Annotated in this window: 16 protein-coding genes and 3 pseudogenes; 14 read left to right on the forward strand and 5 right to left on the reverse strand. The window is 48.2% G+C overall.

What is annotated here, in order from left to right:
• Nucleotides 1-13: 13 nt before the first annotated feature.
• The 9 genes from rhgX (at nucleotide 14) to ACZ07B_RS19925 (ending at nucleotide 12,941) form a co-directional block, all read left to right on the forward strand.
• The gene (rhgX, locus tag ACZ07B_RS19885) at nucleotides 14-1,852 is read left to right on the forward strand and encodes a rhamnogalacturonan exolyase (RefSeq protein ID WP_217020626.1); all 1,839 of its coding nucleotides are present in this window, start codon (nucleotides 14-16) and stop codon (nucleotides 1,850-1,852) included.
• Nucleotides 1,853-2,010: 158 nt separating this feature from the next.
• The gene (locus ACZ07B_RS19890; RefSeq protein WP_217020628.1) at nucleotides 2,011-2,664 is read left to right on the forward strand and encodes a rhamnogalacturonan acetylesterase; all 654 of its coding nucleotides are present in this window, start codon (nucleotides 2,011-2,013) and stop codon (nucleotides 2,662-2,664) included.
• A gap of 7 nt (nucleotides 2,665-2,671) precedes the next feature.
• Entirely contained in the window at nucleotides 2,672-4,663 is a 1,992-nt protein-coding gene (gene yesZ, locus ACZ07B_RS19895; RefSeq protein ID WP_217020630.1) for a beta-galactosidase YesZ, read from the forward strand.
• A 43-nt stretch (nucleotides 4,664-4,706) separates the two neighbouring features.
• Nucleotides 4,707-7,280 (forward strand): exo-rhamnogalacturonan lyase family protein, encoded by a 2,574-nt coding sequence (locus ACZ07B_RS19900; protein WP_464877586.1) that lies wholly within the window; start codon nucleotides 4,707-4,709, stop codon nucleotides 7,278-7,280.
• A 121-nt stretch (nucleotides 7,281-7,401) separates the two neighbouring features.
• A complete protein-coding gene (locus ACZ07B_RS19905) occupies nucleotides 7,402-8,910 on the forward strand; it encodes an extracellular solute-binding protein (RefSeq protein ID WP_464877587.1) in 1,509 nt (502 codons plus the stop codon).
• A gap of 54 nt (nucleotides 8,911-8,964) precedes the next feature.
• On the forward strand, nucleotides 8,965-9,921 hold the full coding sequence (locus ACZ07B_RS19910) for an ABC transporter permease (RefSeq protein WP_014479122.1): 957 nt from the start codon (nucleotides 8,965-8,967) through the stop codon (nucleotides 9,919-9,921).
• 13 nt (nucleotides 9,922-9,934) lie between these two features.
• Nucleotides 9,935-10,822 carry a carbohydrate ABC transporter permease gene (locus ACZ07B_RS19915; RefSeq protein WP_003242715.1) on the forward strand — a complete coding sequence of 296 codons (888 nt, stop codon included), beginning with the start codon at nucleotides 9,935-9,937 and terminating at the stop codon, nucleotides 10,820-10,822.
• Nucleotides 10,823-10,830: 8 nt separating this feature from the next.
• Complete coding sequence (gene lplD, locus ACZ07B_RS19920; RefSeq protein ID WP_130573215.1) at nucleotides 10,831-12,171, forward strand: alpha-galacturonidase LplD; 1,341 nt, start codon at nucleotides 10,831-10,833, stop codon at nucleotides 12,169-12,171.
• A gap of 74 nt (nucleotides 12,172-12,245) precedes the next feature.
• Nucleotides 12,246-12,941: a DUF421 domain-containing protein gene (locus ACZ07B_RS19925; RefSeq protein ID WP_069964043.1), complete on the forward strand. Its 696-nt coding sequence runs from the start codon at nucleotides 12,246-12,248 to the stop codon at nucleotides 12,939-12,941.
• A gap of 36 nt (nucleotides 12,942-12,977) precedes the next feature.
• Here ACZ07B_RS19925 and hmoA read toward each other — a convergent pair whose 3' ends face one another.
• The 3 genes from hmoA to ACZ07B_RS19940 form a co-directional block, all read right to left on the reverse strand.
• Nucleotides 12,978-13,304: a heme-degrading oxygenase HmoA gene (hmoA, locus tag ACZ07B_RS19930; protein ID WP_124059987.1), complete on the reverse strand. Its 327-nt coding sequence runs from the start codon at nucleotides 13,302-13,304 to the stop codon at nucleotides 12,978-12,980.
• 103 nt (nucleotides 13,305-13,407) lie between these two features.
• Nucleotides 13,408-13,770, reverse strand: a complete 363-nt coding sequence (locus ACZ07B_RS19935) for a VOC family protein (RefSeq protein WP_003233803.1) — start codon at nucleotides 13,768-13,770, stop codon at nucleotides 13,408-13,410.
• A gap of 91 nt (nucleotides 13,771-13,861) precedes the next feature.
• A complete protein-coding gene (locus ACZ07B_RS19940; protein ID WP_064671886.1) occupies nucleotides 13,862-14,404 on the reverse strand; it encodes a hypothetical protein in 543 nt (180 codons plus the stop codon).
• A gap of 197 nt (nucleotides 14,405-14,601) precedes the next feature.
• On the opposite strand from ACZ07B_RS19940, the gene ACZ07B_RS19945 reads away from it, so the two are divergent.
• The 4 genes and pseudogenes from ACZ07B_RS19945 to ACZ07B_RS19960 form a co-directional block, all read left to right on the forward strand.
• Nucleotides 14,602-15,474 (forward strand): STAS domain-containing protein, encoded by an 873-nt coding sequence (locus ACZ07B_RS19945; protein WP_116316367.1) that lies wholly within the window; start codon nucleotides 14,602-14,604, stop codon nucleotides 15,472-15,474.
• Between the two features lie 154 nt (nucleotides 15,475-15,628).
• Complete coding sequence (locus ACZ07B_RS19950; protein ID WP_003244522.1) at nucleotides 15,629-15,796, forward strand: YezD family protein; 168 nt, start codon at nucleotides 15,629-15,631, stop codon at nucleotides 15,794-15,796.
• Nucleotides 15,797-15,905: 109 nt separating this feature from the next.
• Nucleotides 15,906-16,550, forward strand: coding sequence for a Bax inhibitor-1/YccA family protein (locus ACZ07B_RS19955; RefSeq protein WP_464877588.1), 645 nt, complete (start codon nucleotides 15,906-15,908; stop codon nucleotides 16,548-16,550).
• A gap of 63 nt (nucleotides 16,551-16,613) precedes the next feature.
• Nucleotides 16,614-16,757, forward strand: a pseudogene (locus ACZ07B_RS19960) (DMT family transporter); the annotation flags it as partial.
• 23 nt (nucleotides 16,758-16,780) lie between these two features.
• On the opposite strand, the pseudogene yetL reads toward ACZ07B_RS19960, so the two are convergent.
• Nucleotides 16,781-17,110, reverse strand: a pseudogene (gene yetL, locus ACZ07B_RS19965) (transcriptional regulator YetL); the annotation flags it as partial.
• Here yetL and ACZ07B_RS19970 point away from each other — a divergent pair.
• A pseudogene (locus ACZ07B_RS19970) lies at nucleotides 17,105-17,314 on the forward strand (oxidoreductase); the annotation flags it as partial. The pseudogenes yetL and ACZ07B_RS19970 sit on opposite strands and share 6 nt — an antisense overlap.
• Nucleotides 17,315-17,349: 35 nt before the next feature.
• Here ACZ07B_RS19970 and ACZ07B_RS19975 read toward each other — a convergent pair.
• The gene (locus ACZ07B_RS19975) at nucleotides 17,350-18,420 is read right to left on the reverse strand and encodes a DUF3900 domain-containing protein (RefSeq protein WP_161621417.1); all 1,071 of its coding nucleotides are present in this window, start codon (nucleotides 18,418-18,420) and stop codon (nucleotides 17,350-17,352) included.
• Between the last annotated feature and the right edge of the window lie 50 nt (nucleotides 18,421-18,470).

The raw sequence follows: 18,470 nt of genomic DNA on the forward strand, positions 1-18,470 counted from the left end.
CCGTTCCCATCAAATGAAACCAAAAAAGAGGCAAATGGAATACTTGACCAGAGGTTTGATTGCGGTAAAGACAGATCAGGGCGTGTTTGTCAGCTGGCGTTTTCTCGGAACAGATCATGAGACGACGGCTTTTCACCTTTATCGGGATGGAAAGCGGATCACCCGCGATCCAATCGCTGAAAGCACTAATTTTCTCGATCAAAACGGAACGGCTGACGCTGTTTATCAGGTGGCGGCCGTCAATAAGGGAAGGGAAGAAAAACTGTCCAAAGAAGCTTCCGTCTGGCGGGAAAATGTACTGGAGGTTCCGCTTGCCAGACCGGAAGGCGGTGTGACGCCGGACGGAAAGCCGTACACTTACAGCGCCAATGATGCCAGTGTCGGGGATGTAGACGGGGATGGAGAATATGAAATGATCCTGAAGTGGGACCCGTCCAATTCAAAAGACAACGCTCATGACGGTTATACCGGGGAGGTGCTCATAGATGCCTATAAACTGGACGGCACCTTTTTGTGGCGCATCAACCTCGGCAGAAACATCAGAGCGGGTGCTCATTACACGCAATTTATGGTGTATGACCTTGACGGTGACGGAAAAGCAGAAATCGCCATGAAAACAGCTGACGGCACAACAGACGGGAAAGGACATATCATCGGTGATGAGCATGCCGATTTTAGAAACGAACAGGGCAGAATTTTGTCCGGTCCGGAATATTTGACCGTGTTTAAAGGAGAAACCGGTGAGGCACTCACGACCGTGGAATATGAACCGCCCCGCGGCAAGCTGGAGGATTGGGGAGACGGATATGGAAACCGGATGGACCGTTTTCTCGCTGGAATCGCTTATTTGGATGGGGAGCGGCCGAGCCTTGTAATGGCACGCGGCTACTATACGAGAGCCGTGCTCGTGGCATACGATTTCAGAAACGGAAGGCTCAAAAAACGCTGGGTATTTGACTCCAACCATCCGGGACATGATGCGTACGCAGGACAGGGGAACCACAGCTTGAGCGTGGCGGACGTCGACGGAGACGGAAAAGATGAAATCATATACGGCGCAATGGCTGTCGATCATGACGGAACCGGCCTGTACTCAACGGGGCTCGGGCACGGAGACGCGATGCATGTAGGGGATCTGGACCCGTCACGAAAAGGGCTTGAAGTGTTCCAGGTGCATGAGGACGCCACGAAGCCGTACGGACTGTCGCTGCGAGATGCCGGAACCGGTGAGATATTATGGGGCGTCCATGCTGGAACTGACGTTGGCCGGGGCATGGCAGCTCATATTGATCCAAGCTACAAAGGATCGCTCGTCTGGGGAATTGATCCGCCGGGCAATGATGGCATGTCGTATGGGCTTTTCACGAGCAAAGGCGAAAAAATCAGCGACAAAGCGCCCGCTTCAGCCAATTTCGCCATCTGGTGGGACGGTGATTTGGTCAGAGAACTGCTTGATCATGACTGGGACGGAACGATTGGCAGGCCAAAGATTGAAAAATGGGATGCTGAAAACGGCTGTCTGAAGACGATATTTCAGCCGGCCGGCGTGCTGTCCAACAACGGCACGAAAGGAAACCCGGTTCTTCAGGCCAACCTGTTCGGAGACTGGCGGGAAGAAGTGATATGGAGAACGGAAGACAGCAGCGCGCTCCGTATCTATACAACGACACATCTCACCCGCCACCGCTTTTACACGCTGATGCATGATCCAGTTTACAGGCTCGGCATCGCCTGGCAGAATACCGCCTACAACCAGCCGCCGCACACGAGCTTTTACCTCGGATCGGGAATGAAAAAACCGCCGAAGCCCGCCCTGTACATAGCGGGAAGTAAAGCGGAGGCGCCGCTGTAGGAGGACTAAGGGATAAGACGCAAAGGCTGAACGCTACGACAAGATGATTAACGAACGGGCAGGACGAACCAATGCTCATGCGCTGTACGCACCGGTCTTTTTCAAGGGAAGAGCTATCCGTGATGGAAGCTGTATAAAAAACGAGGGGGAATGAAAAAATGGCAAATCATATTTATCTTGCCGGCGATTCGACTGTTCAAACGTATGGAGACAGCACAAATCAAGGGGGCTGGGGGCAGTTTCTCGGCTCGCATCTGCCGGAGCATATTCAGGTGATCAACAGAGCGATCGGGGGAAGAAGCTCGAAAACATTTGTGGAAGAGGGCAGGCTTCAGGCGATCCTTGATGTGATTGAGCCGGATGATTGGCTGTTCGTGCAGATGGGCCATAATGACGCGTCGAAAAATAAGCCGGAGCGCTACACCGAGCCCTATACTACTTATAAACAATATTTAAAGCAGTATATCGCAGGTGCGCGGGAAAAAGGCGCCCATCCGCTTCTCATTACCCCCGTAGCCCGCTTTCATTACGAAAATGGCGTGTTTTTGAACGATTTTCCTGATTACTGCATTGCCATGAAGCAGACGGCTGAAGAGGAGAATGTCCAGCTCATTGATCTGATGAAGAAAAGCCTTGCTTTCTTTACTGAGAAGGGCGAGGAAAAAGTGTACACCTATTTTATGATTTCAGAAGGGATTAATGATTACACGCATTTTACAAAAAAAGGCGCAAATGAAATGGCGAAACTTGTAGCAAAAGGCATAAAGGAGCTCGGCCTGCCATTGACAGAATCGATCATCAAAGAAAGGTGAAAATGGGATGAGAAAACTGTATCATGGTGCTTGCTATTATCCGGAATTATGGGATGAAGAGACGATTCAGCAGGACATTGACATCATGCGTGAAGTTGGCGTAAATGTTGTGCGGATCGGCGAATTTGCCTGGTCTGTCATGGAACCTGAAGAAGGAAAAATTGACGTCGGTTTTTTCAAAGAAATCATCGCCCGGCTGCATGAAAGCGGGATCGAAACGATTATGTGCACGCCGACGCCTACCCCGCCAATTTGGTTCTCACACGGCCGGCCCGAACGCATGCATGTCAATGAAAAAAGAGAGATCATGGGGCATGGCTCCCGTCAGCATGCCTGTACGAACAACCCGTATTTCCGAAAAAAAGCCGCCATCATCACCACAGCCATCGCCAAGGAGCTTGGCCGGCTCCCGGGGCTGATCGGATGGCAGCTAGACAATGAGTTTAAATGCCATGTTGCAGAATGCATGTGTGAGACATGTTTGCGCTTATGGCATGACTGGCTCAAAAATCGCTACGGGGTGATTGAGCGCTTGAATGAAGCTTGGGGAACCGATGTGTGGAGCGAAACCTATCAGACGTTTGAGCAAGTCCCGCAGCCGGGACCGGCCCCGTTTCTGCATCACGCTTCCCTAAGCACCATGTATCAGCTGTTTTCGATGGAGATGATCGCTTCGTTTGCGGATGAACAGGCCAAAATCATCCGCTGCTATTCAGATGCGCCGATCACGCATAACGGATCAGTCATGTTCAGCGTGGACAATGAGCGAATGTTTCAGAATCTCGATTTTGCCTCCTATGACACGTACGCTTCGCAGGAAAACGCCTCTGCCTTTTTATTGAACTGTGATTTATGGAGAAATCTGAAACAGGGGCGCCCGTTTTGGATTTTGGAAACGAGTCCGTCGTATGCCGCCTCGCTTGAAAGCTCCGCTTACCCGCACGCAGACGGGTATTTGCAGGCCGAAGCCGTATCGTCCTACGCCTTAGGAAGCCAGGGATTTTGCTACTGGCTATGGCGACAGCAGCGTTCAGGCAGCGAGATTTCCCACGGTTCGGTTCTCAGTGCCTGGGGCGAACCCGCCATTGGCTACCAAAATGTGCTGGCGGTTGAGCGGGCAAGAAAGGAAATCGAGCCTATTATTCTATCGACTGAACCCGTTCAAGCCGAGGCGGCGATGACTTACTCTGACAGAGCAAAAGCATTTATTAAAACTGAGCCTCACCGGGGACTCCGGCATCGTTCGCTTGTGACGCATTTTTATGAACGTATTCTCAACACGGGGATTCACCGTGACCTTATTCCGGAAGGCGCTCTACTGGACGGCTATCGCTTGCTGTTTACGCCATTTGTGCCGTATTTGTCTTCTGAATTTATCAAAAAAGCTTCGGCATTCGCTGAAGCGGGCGGCATCTGGATCACCGGGCCGCTGACAGGAGGGCGCACATGCGAGCATACCATTCATACCGATTGCGGACTTGGCGAACTTGAGAAAACGTCAGGGATCAAAACACTTTTTACCTTTCCGATGAATGAGAACGTGAATACAGGAAAAGCGTTTGGCATCACGGCGCCGCTCGGACTATGGAGCGCGGTGTTTGACACAGAGAGCGGAAACACCCTTGGCACGGTTGAATCAGGACCGGGGGCGGGCCATGCATTTCTGACGGAACGGAATTACGGCGAGGGGAAAATTGTCATGCTGGGCTCGCTTCCATCCGGGAAAGAAGGGGATGCGATGCTGGAAGCGCTCGTTAGGCATTACGCGGAGGAAGCTGTTATTTCCAGCCGGTCGGATGTGACCCCCGGCACGATCGTTGCCCCGCGTATAGGCGAAAACGGCCTTGTGTGGATCGTTGTGAATATGGATGGAAAAGGCGGGAGCGTGACATTGCCGGAATCGGGAACGGATTTGTTGACGAACCGTTTGACCAAAGCGGGGAGACTGGCAGTCGGACCGCATGAATACCGTGTGATTCAATTTGACAATCACAGCTGATTCTTTGCATCGAATCAGCTTTTTTCTATGGAGGGAGAGACCGATGAAAAAGATCAAATGGTTATCAGAACAGCCAAAGTTGACAAGCGGCGTGACGTGGGGCATGCCATGGAAAAAAGGAGAATTAAAAAAAGGAGACCGTCTGGCGCTTATGAATGAAAACGCGGAAACGCGATATGTGCAAAGCGAACCGTCGGCCTATTGGCCGGACGGGAGCATCAAGTGGACGAAGCACGCGGCGGTGTTTGGCGGTCAGGAAAACCAAAACTTTATCGTGCAAAAAAGAGAAGTCCCGCAGCCAACTGAATCGCTCAGTATTCATGAGACAGAGCACGATATCCAAGTGGATACAGGAGCACTCGTTTGTACCATTCATAAAACAGGATCTGATTTCATTCAATCATTGCAGATCAATGGAAAGCCGATCGCCGCAGGCGGGAGGCTCGTTGCCATAAGAGAAACGAGAAAAGAGTCGGCGGTGGAAACGGTTCTATTTCAAGAAGCATCTGTCAGCTTTATCAAACGGGCGGCGATTGAGCAGAGTGGTCCTGTCAAAGCAGTAGTCAAAATCGAGGGAGTGCATGTGCTCCATAAAACGAATGAAGAATGGCTGCCGTTTGTTATCCGATTGGCGTTTTATGCCGGGCTGTCTGAGATCGGCCTTGTGCACACGCAGCTGATTGACAGGAGCGGTAAACAAGCATTTATTAAGGGACTCGGCATCGAATTTGACCTTTTTTTGGAGGGGGAGCCGTACAACCGCCATTTCCGGTTTGCGGGAGAGAAAGGGATGTACAAAGAACCCGCCCAGCTGTTTGGCACACGTAAATTCAATGAACGGTATCCGCTTTATGAAAAACAAATCAATGGAGAAATGCTATCTTCAGATGAAGAGCATAAGGAATGGTTTGCGCACGGAACACAGAATACGGTTTGGGACGATGTGAAGCTTGTTCAGGATTCAAGCGATCATTACAGCCTGTCAAAACGGACCGGAAAAGATTATGCGTGGATCGGCATGCTGCATGGCTGCCGGGCGAAGGGGCTTTGCTATGCGGGCGGAGAAAATGGCGGTGTGGCTCTCGGCCTGCGGTATTTCTTTGAGAAATATCCGTCAGCACTGGAAATCACAGGTCTTGCCGGCAGCCGCCCCAAAATGACTATCTGGCTTTGGCCTCTGGACGGCGAAGCGATGGATTTGCGGCATTATACAGGAAACACCCACGTGGCCAGCGCGTATGAAGGCTTTGATGAAATGCGCTCTGATCCGACAGGCATTGCGAACACAAATGAAATCAGCTTGGCGTGCTTTTCGCACATGCCGTCTGACGAAGTCCTCAATGCGCTCGCTGACAAATGGCAGGCGCCGCCGCTCATTGTATGCGAGCCGGACATCTATTACGAATCAAAAGCACTCGGGGTTTGGAGCATCATTGACACATCCCATCCGCTCAAAAAAGAGCTGGAAGAACATCTCGATGCGGCCTTTCTGTTTTATAAAAAGGAAGTAGAGCAACGCAGATGGTACGGTTTTTGGCATTATGGCGATGTCATGCATACGTATGACCCGATCCGGCATATGTGGCGGTACGATCTCGGCGGATACGCATGGCAAAACAATGAGCTCGTTCCGACCTTATGGCTGTGGCAGGCGTTTTTCCGCTCAGGCAGAGAGGATATCTTTCGCATGGCAGAAGCCATGACCCGCCATACGAGCGAAACGGACAGCTTTCACCTCGGTGAATACGCAGGACTTGGTTCACGGCATAACGTTGTACACTGGGGATGTGGCTGCAAGGAAGCGAGAATCAGCATGGCCGGGCTTTATAAATTCTATTATTATCTGACGGGTGATGAACGGACGGGAGATCTTTTGACAGAAGTGAAGGATGCCGATTATGCCCTCGTCAAAACCGATCCGATGCGCGCTTTTTACGAGAAAGGCAAGCACCCGACTCACGCCAGAACGGGACCGGACTGGGCGGCGTTTTGCTCGAATTGGCTGGCGGAATGGGAGCGGACCGAAAATCCGGAATATCTCCACAAAATCCAAACGGGAATCAACTGTCTGAAGCGGCTGCCGCTCCGCTTATTATCCGGCCCGACATTTGAATATGACCCGGCGACCTCGATGCTTCATCACATGGGAGACGGCATTGCGGGCGGATATCATATGATCATTGCCTTCGGCGCGCCGCAAGTGTGGATGGAGCTGGCTGAGCTTCTTGATGACCGGGAATGGGAAGATATGCTGAGTGAATTCGGCGAATTTTACACACTAAGTGATGAGGAAAAACGGAAAAAAAGCGGAGGCGCTCTTCATGACGGGCATTTTCACTGGCCGATGTTCGCCGCCGGTATGACAGCCTACGCCGCGAGAAAAAAACAAGATCCTCATCTCGCCGCCAAAGCGTGGAATCTTTTGCTAGAAGATAAGCTCAGCCATACGCCGCTTCCGATCAAACCGGAGCGCATCGAGACATGGACGCAGCTAGAGGAGCTTCCATGGGTGACAACGAACACTGTCTCTCAATGGTGTTTAAATGTCATAGCGGCACTGGAACTGATCGGAGATTCCCTTCCGGCAAAAAAAGAAACATCGGGCAAAAAAGGATAACAGCCGGAATTTCATAGGAGAAATGGTGCAAAAAATGAAGATTGCAAGAATTTATGTAAGCGCTTTATATTGAGAGGGGAAAAGAGGAAATGCAAATTGAAAAAAGGGGGACTTACGCATCATGAAAATAAGAATGCGAAAAAAATGGATGGCCTTGCCGCTTGCTGCCATGATGATCGCCGGATGCAGCCATTCGGAAACATCCAATTCAGCAAGCGATTCGAAAGATACGATCAAAATTATGGCGCCGCTCTTATCGCCGGAAAGCCCGAGTGATAAGAGTCCTTCATTAAAAGCGCTCGAAAAATACACAGGCAAAGAGATTAAGGTCACATGGGTGCCTGATTCATCCTACAACGACAAATTCAACATCGTCATGGCTTCAGGAGAGATGCCTCACGCGATTGTCATTAAAGATAAGTCAGCCGGCTTTATCAAATCTGTCAAAGCAGGGGCGTTTTGGGAGCTGTCTCCTTATTTAAAAGACTACAAGAATTTAAGCCAGGCAGATGAAAAGATTTTGAAGAACAGCTCGGTGAACGGCGAGGTGTACGGAATCTACAGAACGAGGGATCTGATCAGGGCGTGTATGATCATCAGAACCGACTGGCTGAAAAATGTCGGTCTGGATATGCCGGAAACGCTTGATGATTTCTATGAAGTGCTGAAAGCCTTTAAGGAAAAAGATCCTGACGGAAACGGCAAGGATGATACGTACGGCATGGTCGTGCCGAAATGGATGGGACTCGGCAACGGAAGCCCATGGGATGTTCTGCAAATCTGGTTCGGCGCTCCGAACCGCTACGGTGTTGAAAACGAAAAGCTGATTCCGGATTTTACAACGAAGGAATACATGGATGCGCTCACGTTTTTTAAAAAGCTCTATGATGAGGGATTGATCAATAAGGACTTTGCTGTCATGGATTCTGCGAAGTGGAATGATCCGGTTGTAAAAGGAAAAGCGGGTGTCATCGTTGATACAGGCTCAAGAGCGTCTCAAATCCAAAGCGCGATGGAGGAGGCGGATGAGTCGAACAAGGATATCATTGATATCGTCGGCTCGCTTGAGGGACCGAATGGCAAGCGCACCTTCCCGACATCTGGTTATTCAGGCATGATCACGATACCAAAATCAAGCGTCAAAACCGAAAAAGAGCTGAAAGAGGTGCTGTCCTTCCTCGATAAGATGAATGATAAGGAAGCGCAGATTCTCACGAACAACGGAGTGAAGGGCCGCAATTACGAGCTCAAGGACGGCGTATTCACCTCACTTGAAAAAAACAATAAATCTCTCCTGTATGAGCATGAAGGCTTGGCACAGTTCAGCATGTCGATTCCGAAAAGCGAGTATTACATCGAAGACCAGAAAACCAAGCTCTTCCAGCATCGCAAGGACATCATAACCGAAGGAGAAAAAATAGCCGTCTTTAACCCTGCTGAGTCGCTTGTATCTGATGTCTATACCCAAAAAGGAGCCCAGCTTGACAACATCATCCTCGACGCGAGAACACAATTTATCATTGGAGAAATTGATGAAAAAGGGTTCGATGATGCGGTGGAGCTTTGGAAAAAAAGCGGCGGCAATGAACTGATGAAGGACTTGAACAAATTGTACCAATCGTCAAAATAAACCGATGCGCCTGCCTTTCGGCGGGCGCCCCGGTATCACGAAAGGAGAACAGATATGGAAACAGTGCCGAAGAAGGGAGATGCACCTGTTCTCACCGCTGGAAAAGGTATCAGCTGGATGGCTGCGCTCAAACGGGACAAATGGCTTTATCTTCTTCTTATTCCCGGTCTGCTTTATTTCTTGATTTTCAAATACTTGCCGATGTGGGGTGTGCTGATCGCTTTTAAAGACTATTCGCCATATCTCGGCTTCTGGAAAAGCGAATGGGTCGGCTTTGATTATTTCAAAGACTTTTTTATGAATCCGGATTTTTTCCGGCTGCTGCGCAACACCCTCATGCTGGCGAGCCTGGATCTTTTGTTTGCCTTTCCCGCGCCTCTCATTTTGGCTCTGCTTTTGAATGAGGTAAGAAAGGCCGTGTATAAAAGATGTATCCAAACCTTTATTTACGTACCCCATTTTGTATCATGGACAATTGTGGTCAGCATCACCTTCGTTTTCTTTACTGTCGATACAGGTGTGATCAACAAATTGATTATGAGCCTGACAGGTGAGCAGATTTCTTTCTTGTCGGATGCAGACTGGTTCCGGCCAATGATTGTGATGCAAAGCATTTGGAAGGAGACGGGCTGGGGAACGATTCTATTTTTGGCAGCGCTTGCTACGGTTGATCAAGAGCAGTATGAAGCGGCCATCATGGACGGAGCGGGGCGGTTCAGGAGAATGTGGCATATTACGCTGCCGGCGATTAGAAGCACTATTATCGTTTTGTTGATTTTAAGAATCGGCAGCTTTTTGAATCTTGGCTTTGAACAGGTGTATTTGATGACGAACTCGCTCAACCGCAGTGTGGCTGACATCTTCGACACGTATGTGTACATGATGGGGATTACCCAAGGGGCGTATAGCTACAGCACGGCGGTCGGTTTGTTTAAGTCAGTTGTCGGGATTATCTTGATTTTTGGCGCCAATTACATTGCGAAAAAGTTTGATCAGGAAGGATTGTTTTAGAGGAGGGAGAGGTATGGCTGAAATTCACACGATGCACAACACCAAAGCCGGACGGGTGTTTGACGTCTGCAACATTCTGTTTCTCGGCGGTGTCGGCGCGATTACCATTTTGCCGTTTTTGTATATTATCGCCGGTTCCTTTGCGACAGAAGCGGAACTCGCCCAGCGGAGCTTCTTTATTTTCCCGAAAACCTTTACACTTGATGCTTACAAGTATGTGTTTTCGACACCGACGTTCCTTCGAAGCATGGGTGTGTCCATCTTCATCACCGTGGTCGGGACGGCTGTACAGCTGTTTTTCACCTTCACAATGGCGTATCCGCTGGCGAAGCGGCATGTGAAGGGACGGAATCTGCTGTTGAATCTGGTGATTTTCTCCATGCTGTTTTCAGGCGGCATGATTCCGACGTACCTTGTCGTAAAATCACTTGGCCTTTTGGATACGTATTGGGCATTGATTCTGCCGATGGCGATTAATCCGTTCAACCTTATTATTATCAAAAACTTCTTTCAGCAGCTGCCGCGCGAGCTGGAGGAATCAGCAAAAATTGACGGCTGTTCCGAAATCGGCGTCTTCTGGCGGATCGCCCTGCCACTGTCAAAGCCAGTCATAGCGACCTTTGCGCTGTTTTATGCGGTCGGGATTTGGAATGATTTCTTCCACGCTCTCTTATATATCAATGACAGTGCAAAATGGCCGCTGCAAATGGTGCTTCGCCAAGTCACGATTTTATCGGATTTAACGGCGACCAATGGCGATACGATGCAAAATGCCGTTCCGCCGGAGCAGGGAATTAAACTCGCTGTCATTGTCATAGCGACGCTGCCGATTTTGGCGGTCTATCCATTTTTACAAAAACACTTTGCAAAGGGAATGCTGATCGGTTCGGTGAAAGGCTGAGAAAGGGAGTGTTTCATATCAGTACATTAGATCAGATTAAGATTGCCTATATCGGCGGGGGGTCCCAAGGCTGGGCCAGAAGCCTGATGAGTGATTTGTCGATTGATGAACGGATGTCAGGCACGGTGGCGCTCTATGATCTTGATTTTGAAGCCGCTCAGAAAAATGAAGTGATCGGCAATCACAGCGGGAACGGCAGATGGAGATATGAGGCTGTTTCTACTTTGAAAAAGGCGTTATCAGCCGCGGATATCGTCATTATTTCCATTTTGCCGGGATCACTGGATGATATGGAAGTCGATGTCCACTTGCCTGAGCGCTGCGGTATTTATCAGTCTGTAGGTGATACTGTCGGGCCTGGAGGGATCATCAGGGGCTTGCGTGCTGTGCCGATATTTGCGGAAATTGCCCGGGCAATAAGAGACTACGCACCTGAATCATGGGTCATTAATTATACAAACCCGATGTCTGTCTGTACAAGAGTGCTGTATAAAGTGTTTCCCGGCATCAAAGCGATTGGCTGCTGCCACGAGGTATTCGGGACGCAAAAGTTATTGGCGGAAATGGTCACGGAAAGGCTGGGGATTGAGGTGCCGCGGCGTGAGGATATCCGCGTTAATGTGCTCGGCATTAACCATTTTACATGGATCACAAAAGCCTCTTACCGCCATATTGACCTGCTGCCTATATTCCGTGAATTCAGCGCGCACTATGGGGAATCAGGATATGAGCTGGAGGGGGAAAGCTGGAGGGACAGCGTCTTTTGTTCGGCACACCGTGTTGCGTTTGATTTATTTGAAACGTATGGCGCCATCCCTGCTGCGGGAGACAGGCATCTGGCAGAGTTTCTTCCCGGCCCATACCTCAAACAGCCTGAAGTATGGAAATTTCATCTCACACCTATATCATTCAGAAAACAAGACAGAGCTGAGAAACGACAAGAAACAGAACGGTTGATCGTGCAACAACGGGGCGTTGCTGAGAAAGCTTCGGGAGAAGAAGGCGTGAACATCATAGCGGCTCTTCTCGGATTGGGTGAACTCGTCACAAATGTAAATATGCCGAATCAAGGCCAGGTCTCAAACCTGCCTATACAAGCCATTGTCGAAACAAACGCATTCATCACAAGGAACCGTGTCCAGCCGATTTTGTCCGGAGCGCTTCCGAAAGGTGTGGAAATGCTGGCGGCTAGGCATATATCCAATCAGGAGGCAGTGGCGGACGCAGGTTTAACAAAGGATGCTGGCCTCGCGTTTCAAGCCTTCCTCAATGACCCGCTTGTCCAGATTGACCGCAGTGATGCAGAGCAGCTTTTCAATGACATGCTCCAATTCACCATGCAACGTTGAGCGGAGCTTTTCCGGTTTAGAAAGGAAAGCATTGACCATACTGATAGTATAATCAAGAAGTAGGTGCTATCAATATGGGAAATTATTTAAGCGTTGCGGTAGAACTGGTCTGCGGTCTAGGCATTTTATTTATCATCTTAAAGCTTCTCGGGAAAACCCAATTTTCTCAAATTACGCCGTTTGACTTTATCTCTGCTTTAATTTTAGGAGAATTGGTCGGAAATGCCGTTTACGATCATGAAATCAAAATCAAAGAAATTATTTTTGCTTCGCTATTGTGGGGCGTGCTGATTTATATTATTGAATTTATCACGCAAAAAATGAAATCATCGCGAAAGTTCTTGGAGGGCGAGCCGAATATCGTCATCCGCAAAGGGGAGCTTCAATATAAAGTATTGAAGAAAAATAAGATGGACATTAACCAGCTGCAAAGCCTATTGAGGCAAGCTGGGAGTTTTTCGATCCAAGAAGTAGAATATGCGATTTTGGAAACAAACGGGATGGTCAGTGTGCTTCCAAAATCCGACTTTGACAAACCGACCAATAAGGATTTGCAGATTCCTTCGAAGTCTGTTTCCCTGCCGATCACTTTAATCATAGATGGAGAGGTTGTCCGGGATAATTTGAAGGAAGCAGGTGTGGATGAACAGTGGCTGAAGCAAGAATTGAAAAAGAAGAACATTGATAAGACGGAGGACGTGTTATTTGCAGAATGGCATAAAAATAAGCCGCTGTATACCGTAACATACGAACAAAGCAGATCAACATGACTCTTAGAAAAAAGCTTGCAGCAAGGCGCAAGCTTTTTATTGATTGTATGTCCCTTGTTTGACAGCACGTACATGGTACATGCTCACTTCAGTGCTGATTAGATAGTCAGGCTTTGGTTTGCCTTTGTTTGCTTTGTGGCCGGCGATATGCGCATCGCTTTTTTCCCATTGCTTCCAGCGATCCTCTGATTCCCAGCGAATCATGACAACAACTTCCTCATCACCGCGGCGTACGTTTTTCTCAAGCACTGTCACATCAATTAAACCTTCTTGTTTTTCAATGATTCCTTCAGCGCTGAAACGTTCTATGACTTTATCTGCATAGCCTTCTTTAACCGTCATTTTTCTTAACTGTACAAACATTTGTCTCACTCCAATCATTCTCACATATGAATAATTGTAAATGAAATTCATTCTCAATGTCAAAGAAAGCGCAGGGCGGAATCGAACCGCCGTGCGCAACAGTTTATTCTTTTAATAAAAACACATTTCCGTCTTCGTCCTTAAATTGAACGAAGGTGCCCCACTCCATTTGATTGGGCTCACCGAGAAATTCTACACCGTTTGTCTTCATTTTCTCGTATGTACCAAAGATGTCTTCGCATTCAAACACAATAGAAGCCTTCATTTGCTCTGAGCCTTTCATCATGGCTTTCGGGTAAATGACTAAACGAGTCTCGGCTCCTTTTGGCGCAACCTCCAGCCAGCTTGCTTCAGGTCCCATTGGGTGGTCCGCTGCAATATCAAAGCCTACCTTCTCTGTCCAAAATTGCTTCGCTTTCTGCTGGTCCTCGACATATACAGCAACAGTGCCAATTTGTTTGATCATAGGGAAACCTCCAAGTTGAAAAGATAATAATACTATAACCTGTTTACGGCCGAAGTAACATAAAAAAATCAGCCGGGAAACCGGCTGATTTTTAAAATGAGCAGCTGACAACATCGATGTGATTTGTGTCTAAGGCGAAATAAACCCAGCGGCGCCGTGAGGAATCCCAATAAAAGCCGCCGACGGATCTTCTGCCAAGGATAATTGGGTAGAACCAAAATGAGCGGCCATTGGTTAACCAAACATAGGTAAATCGGAAAAGGCAAGGACGAATGGTGATTGGTTCAACTAACAAAACGGCTCCTTGAGAACCCTGCGGTTTTGGGGGTTTCGCTGGTATTTGGGAAGGAGGAGGTCCCTGCGGCGCACCGCCGAAGCCTGGGCTGGCACCGCTGCCAATACCAGGGCCGGAGCCGCCGCCAAAGCCTGGAACAGCGCCACCGCCAATACCAGGGCCGGAGCCGCCGCCAAAGCCTGGAACAGCACCGCCGCCAATGCCAGGGCCGGAGCCGCCGCCAGAGCCCGGAACAGCACCGCTGCCAATGCCAGGCCATGGATATCGGTATTCATATTCAAAAGCAGGCCAAGGCTCATAAAAATGCCCCGCAAACATATAAGGATCAACATAATACATGTGATAACGTCCTTTCTCATTGTAAACTGTACACTGCAGTTTATGCGGGCGGACTCTTATTGGTGCATTCGCCTAAGGATATGAAGCTGAAATGCTCTCAGAGAGCAGAATCATTTGATTTTTCTCTAGTCTTATTCACAATTCCGATTTATCATTTTATAATGAAAGTGCTTCTATTACGAAAAAGGAGACAGACCGTGAATATCGATCAATTATTATATCAATATATCATAGACAACACTGCGGATATTACTGAGAAATGGTTCAGTTTGCGTTGCCAGCTAAAAGGCGAGCTATATTCCGCCAGCCATTTAAGTGAAGAAACGAAAACACTTTTAACCGAGCAGCATACATTTACCAATATAACAATCGCAAGCGCATTTCTGGAGGATCAAACCGATTTTCAAGACAACATGACAAAATGGGCGGAAAACGTTGCGAAAAACAGGGTAGAGCAGGATGTTCAAGTGCATGAGGTCGTAGAAGCCATATCCAATTCTAGAATCTCATTCTGGGACGCAGTCGCAACATTTATAAAAGAGAATCAGGAGATCGTCACAAATGAGGATGCAGACCGATGGAACCGCATTGTGAATCAGTCGTTCGATAAGCTCATTATTGAATTCTCTGAGCAGTACCAAAAATTCATGCTGATGAGGCTCACATCTCAGCAGGAACTGATCTCAGAGCTTGGCTGCCCGGTCATTTCCATTGCCGATGGAATCGGGATATTGCCGCTTATCGGCTCCATTGATACAAAACGGGCACAGGTCATTTTAGAAACAGTGCCGGTCCGCTGTGTCGAGAGAAAAATCACAAGCCTCGTCGTTGATCTTTCGGGTGTTCCGATTGTGGATACCATGGTGGCTCAGCAATTGTACAACCTGTCTAAAACGCTTTTCTTATTAGGCGTCAAAGCCGTATTTTCAGGGATTCGCCCGGATGTGGCCCAAACATCGATTCAATTGGGGCTTGATTTTAGTGAATATGAAACGTACGGCACGCTGAAGCAGGCATTAGAAAACATGGGTGTCCGCTGTATTGTTGAGGAATTGGAAGAAAACAAATAGGAAGTTTCCAGGCATATGATTGTCCGTCACCGGGTGATCATATGCCTTTTTGATTTGAACAGAAATCACCATTGATTTATCGAAAAAAACATAATATTATAATTCTTATAAGAATACTGTGAATTAAAACCTATTCAACAGGGGGGAAGGTCTTTTGGTTTCAAAATCAACGATTGATCCGGAAGTGATTGAAAAAATCATCAGCTCGCTGGAAACACTCGATTTCGGCACCGTTCAGATTACGGTTCATGATTCTCAGATTACCCAAATTGAGAAAATAGAAAAGCACCGTTTTTCGCTGAAAAGGAAAGAATCAAAATGATAATGTAAAGGGCGTTTGTTTTCATTAAATTCTCCTTAAAACATATACATATTTCATCCAATTTTTATATAATAGACCTTTAAGATCATTTTTTAGGAGGATTTTTGACATGCAAGCTACGGTTCACGAGAGTAAGCAATCGATCATGCAACGCATTTTGACAGTCTTTGTCTTCACTTTGCTGATCGCGACTGTCGGCCTTTTTATCGGCCAATTTGTTCCTGTCGCTTTGATGCTGCCGCTTTCTATTCTTGAAGTGGCGATGATTAGTCTGGCCTTCTGGATGCGCAGAAGAAAAGCGGTCGGGTATGCGTTTGTATATACATTCGCGTTCGTTTCCGGCATTACCTTATTTCCGATCGTCAGCCATTACGCTTCCATCGCCGGCGCCTATGTCGTGCTTGAAGCCTTTGGTTCTACATTTGTCATTTTTGCCGTCTTAGGCACAATCGGCGCAAAAATGAAGAAGGATTTATCCTTCCTGTGGTCATTTCTGCTGGTTGCGGTGCTCGCCCTCGCAGTGGTAGGGATTTTCAACATTTTCAGCCCGTTAAACTCAGCGGCGATGATGGCGTATTCCGTGATCGGAACCATCGTCTTTTCCCTTTACATTTTGTATGATTTGAACCAAATCAAACACCGCCACATTACGGAAGACTTGATTCCGGTTATGGCGTTATCGCTGTACCTTGACTTTATCAACTTATTCATCAACCTGCTTCGCTTCTTTGGCATTTTGAGCAGTGATGATTAATGAAAAAGCGCCTGTCTTTGGATAGGCGCTTTTTGCCATACACAAAAAGGCAGGTGGAGTCGTGCGTCTGTCATGTTGTCAGGCGTGCTATTGAAGGAGCCGTTTGAGCTTGTGCACATTGCATGTGTCATCGGCGGCATATTTGTTACGGCCATAAAGAAAAAACAGCCGGATGCGTATCCGGCTGCAGAAGAAAAGACGCTATAGCCTGTCCGGATCGGACAGGTTTTTTAGTCTTTAAACACGCTCAGCCTTTCAAAAAGATCACCAAGCATCTTCACGAACATGTCTTTTTCCTCGTCGCTGTAGTTTTCCATGACAGCGGATATTTTGCTGAAATGGCCGGGCAGAAATTGCTTCAGGCGTGCTTTGCCTTCTGTTGTCAGTTCAATGCTGATTTTTCGTTTATCCTCTGTGTGATGCCTGCGGCTGACAAAACCGTCCCTCGCCAGCCCGTCCAGCAGGCCTGTAATCGTCGCTTTCGTGACGTTTGACTGTTTGGCAAGCTCTGTCGGACTTAACCTATGTTCCTTGGCATCAAAGAGCAGCATCAGGCGATCGAGGATGCCATCGCCCTCGCCGAAGAACTCCAAAAACACGCCGACCACGAAACAGCATTACTGGCGTACTACAAAAGAAGAGCCCCACGAGCGCTCAAAGTCTAGAACTTATCCTCAGAAATCGTCCGCCGCGGGCTGAAAGGAGAGCCGGGAACGGAAGAACTGATTGGGGAGTGCTATGCGGTGTTGAGGGAAGGGTATTAAATAGGAAAAGTCCAGAAAGTGATTTCTGGACTTTTTTATTCTTGCTCTGTTTTATTCCTTATCCGCTCAATCACCTCATGCAGTCCCTCAGGCTTATAAAACTCCACCGGTGAACTGCCTTTCTCAAACGAAATTGTCTCGGCTTCAATCAGCGCGACATAGCGCCCGTTTACTTTTGCGAGATGAATAGAATCGCCAAAATCTGCTAGCAATCCCTTAATCTCTGTTTCTCCGACTTTCATTTTCAGCTGGGCCTCTGGCGTGTGCTCGATGATTTGGGCGGAGGCTTCGATGACTTGATGGGTGTCGAGGCGCTCTTGGATTTCCCGCTTTTCGCTTGCTTCCCAAATCTCAATGTCGTGCTCGAACTGCTTGAGCTCTTCGCTGTTGTCTTCAAATGTCTCGTAGACGTGCTCCTGTACCATGTTCATGACCTGATTTTTCATGATTTCCGGCATCGATTCGCCGTACTCGACGAATTTCAGAAAGTCCTCAAAATAGCGGGCGTGCGAGGCCTGATGGATTTTTAGCTCACCTTCTTCGACCATTCCTTCCTCTGGCATGTACGGGTATTGGATGCTTTTCATGTTTTTTGTCGTGATCGCCATTTCGACTTTTTTAATGAGAGAAGACGTGTCAGAGATGCGGGCGACCTTCGGCTCAAAGTCACATTTCATAATAAAGACAAATGACTCGTCAAAGTATTTTCTCGGCACGGCCGAAGCGACGAGAAACACGCCGCCGCGAACCGCGCTTGTGTCAAGGTACGTGCGGACGAACTGCTCGCTCAGCTCATTGAAGTCTTCTTTTGTTTCCGCCAGACGCGCGCGGTTGAACATGTTGTAGTTTGGGTTGGAATCGAGCTCGTGGCCGGGCTCGACGATAAAATGGCCGATTTTCGTCGGCACCTGCTCGGACTGCGGATGGCGGTCTGCTTTCCGTTTGACGATTTTTTTCAGTTCCCCGTCGAGAAAGTCCTTCAGCTCGCTTTCTTCAAATTCGCCCGTATCAAGGGTCTGGAAGTGCTTGAACTGCTTGTTCGCCTGCTCATCTTTGCCTTCCACCTGTATGACATAAAAGGATAAAAACCGAATTTCAAAATCCATATATAAACTCACCTTATTCGCGTATTGTACAGCTTCTCAAGTATAGAAAA

The sequence above is a fragment of the Bacillus sp. 9.4 genome (assembly GCF_055486415.1).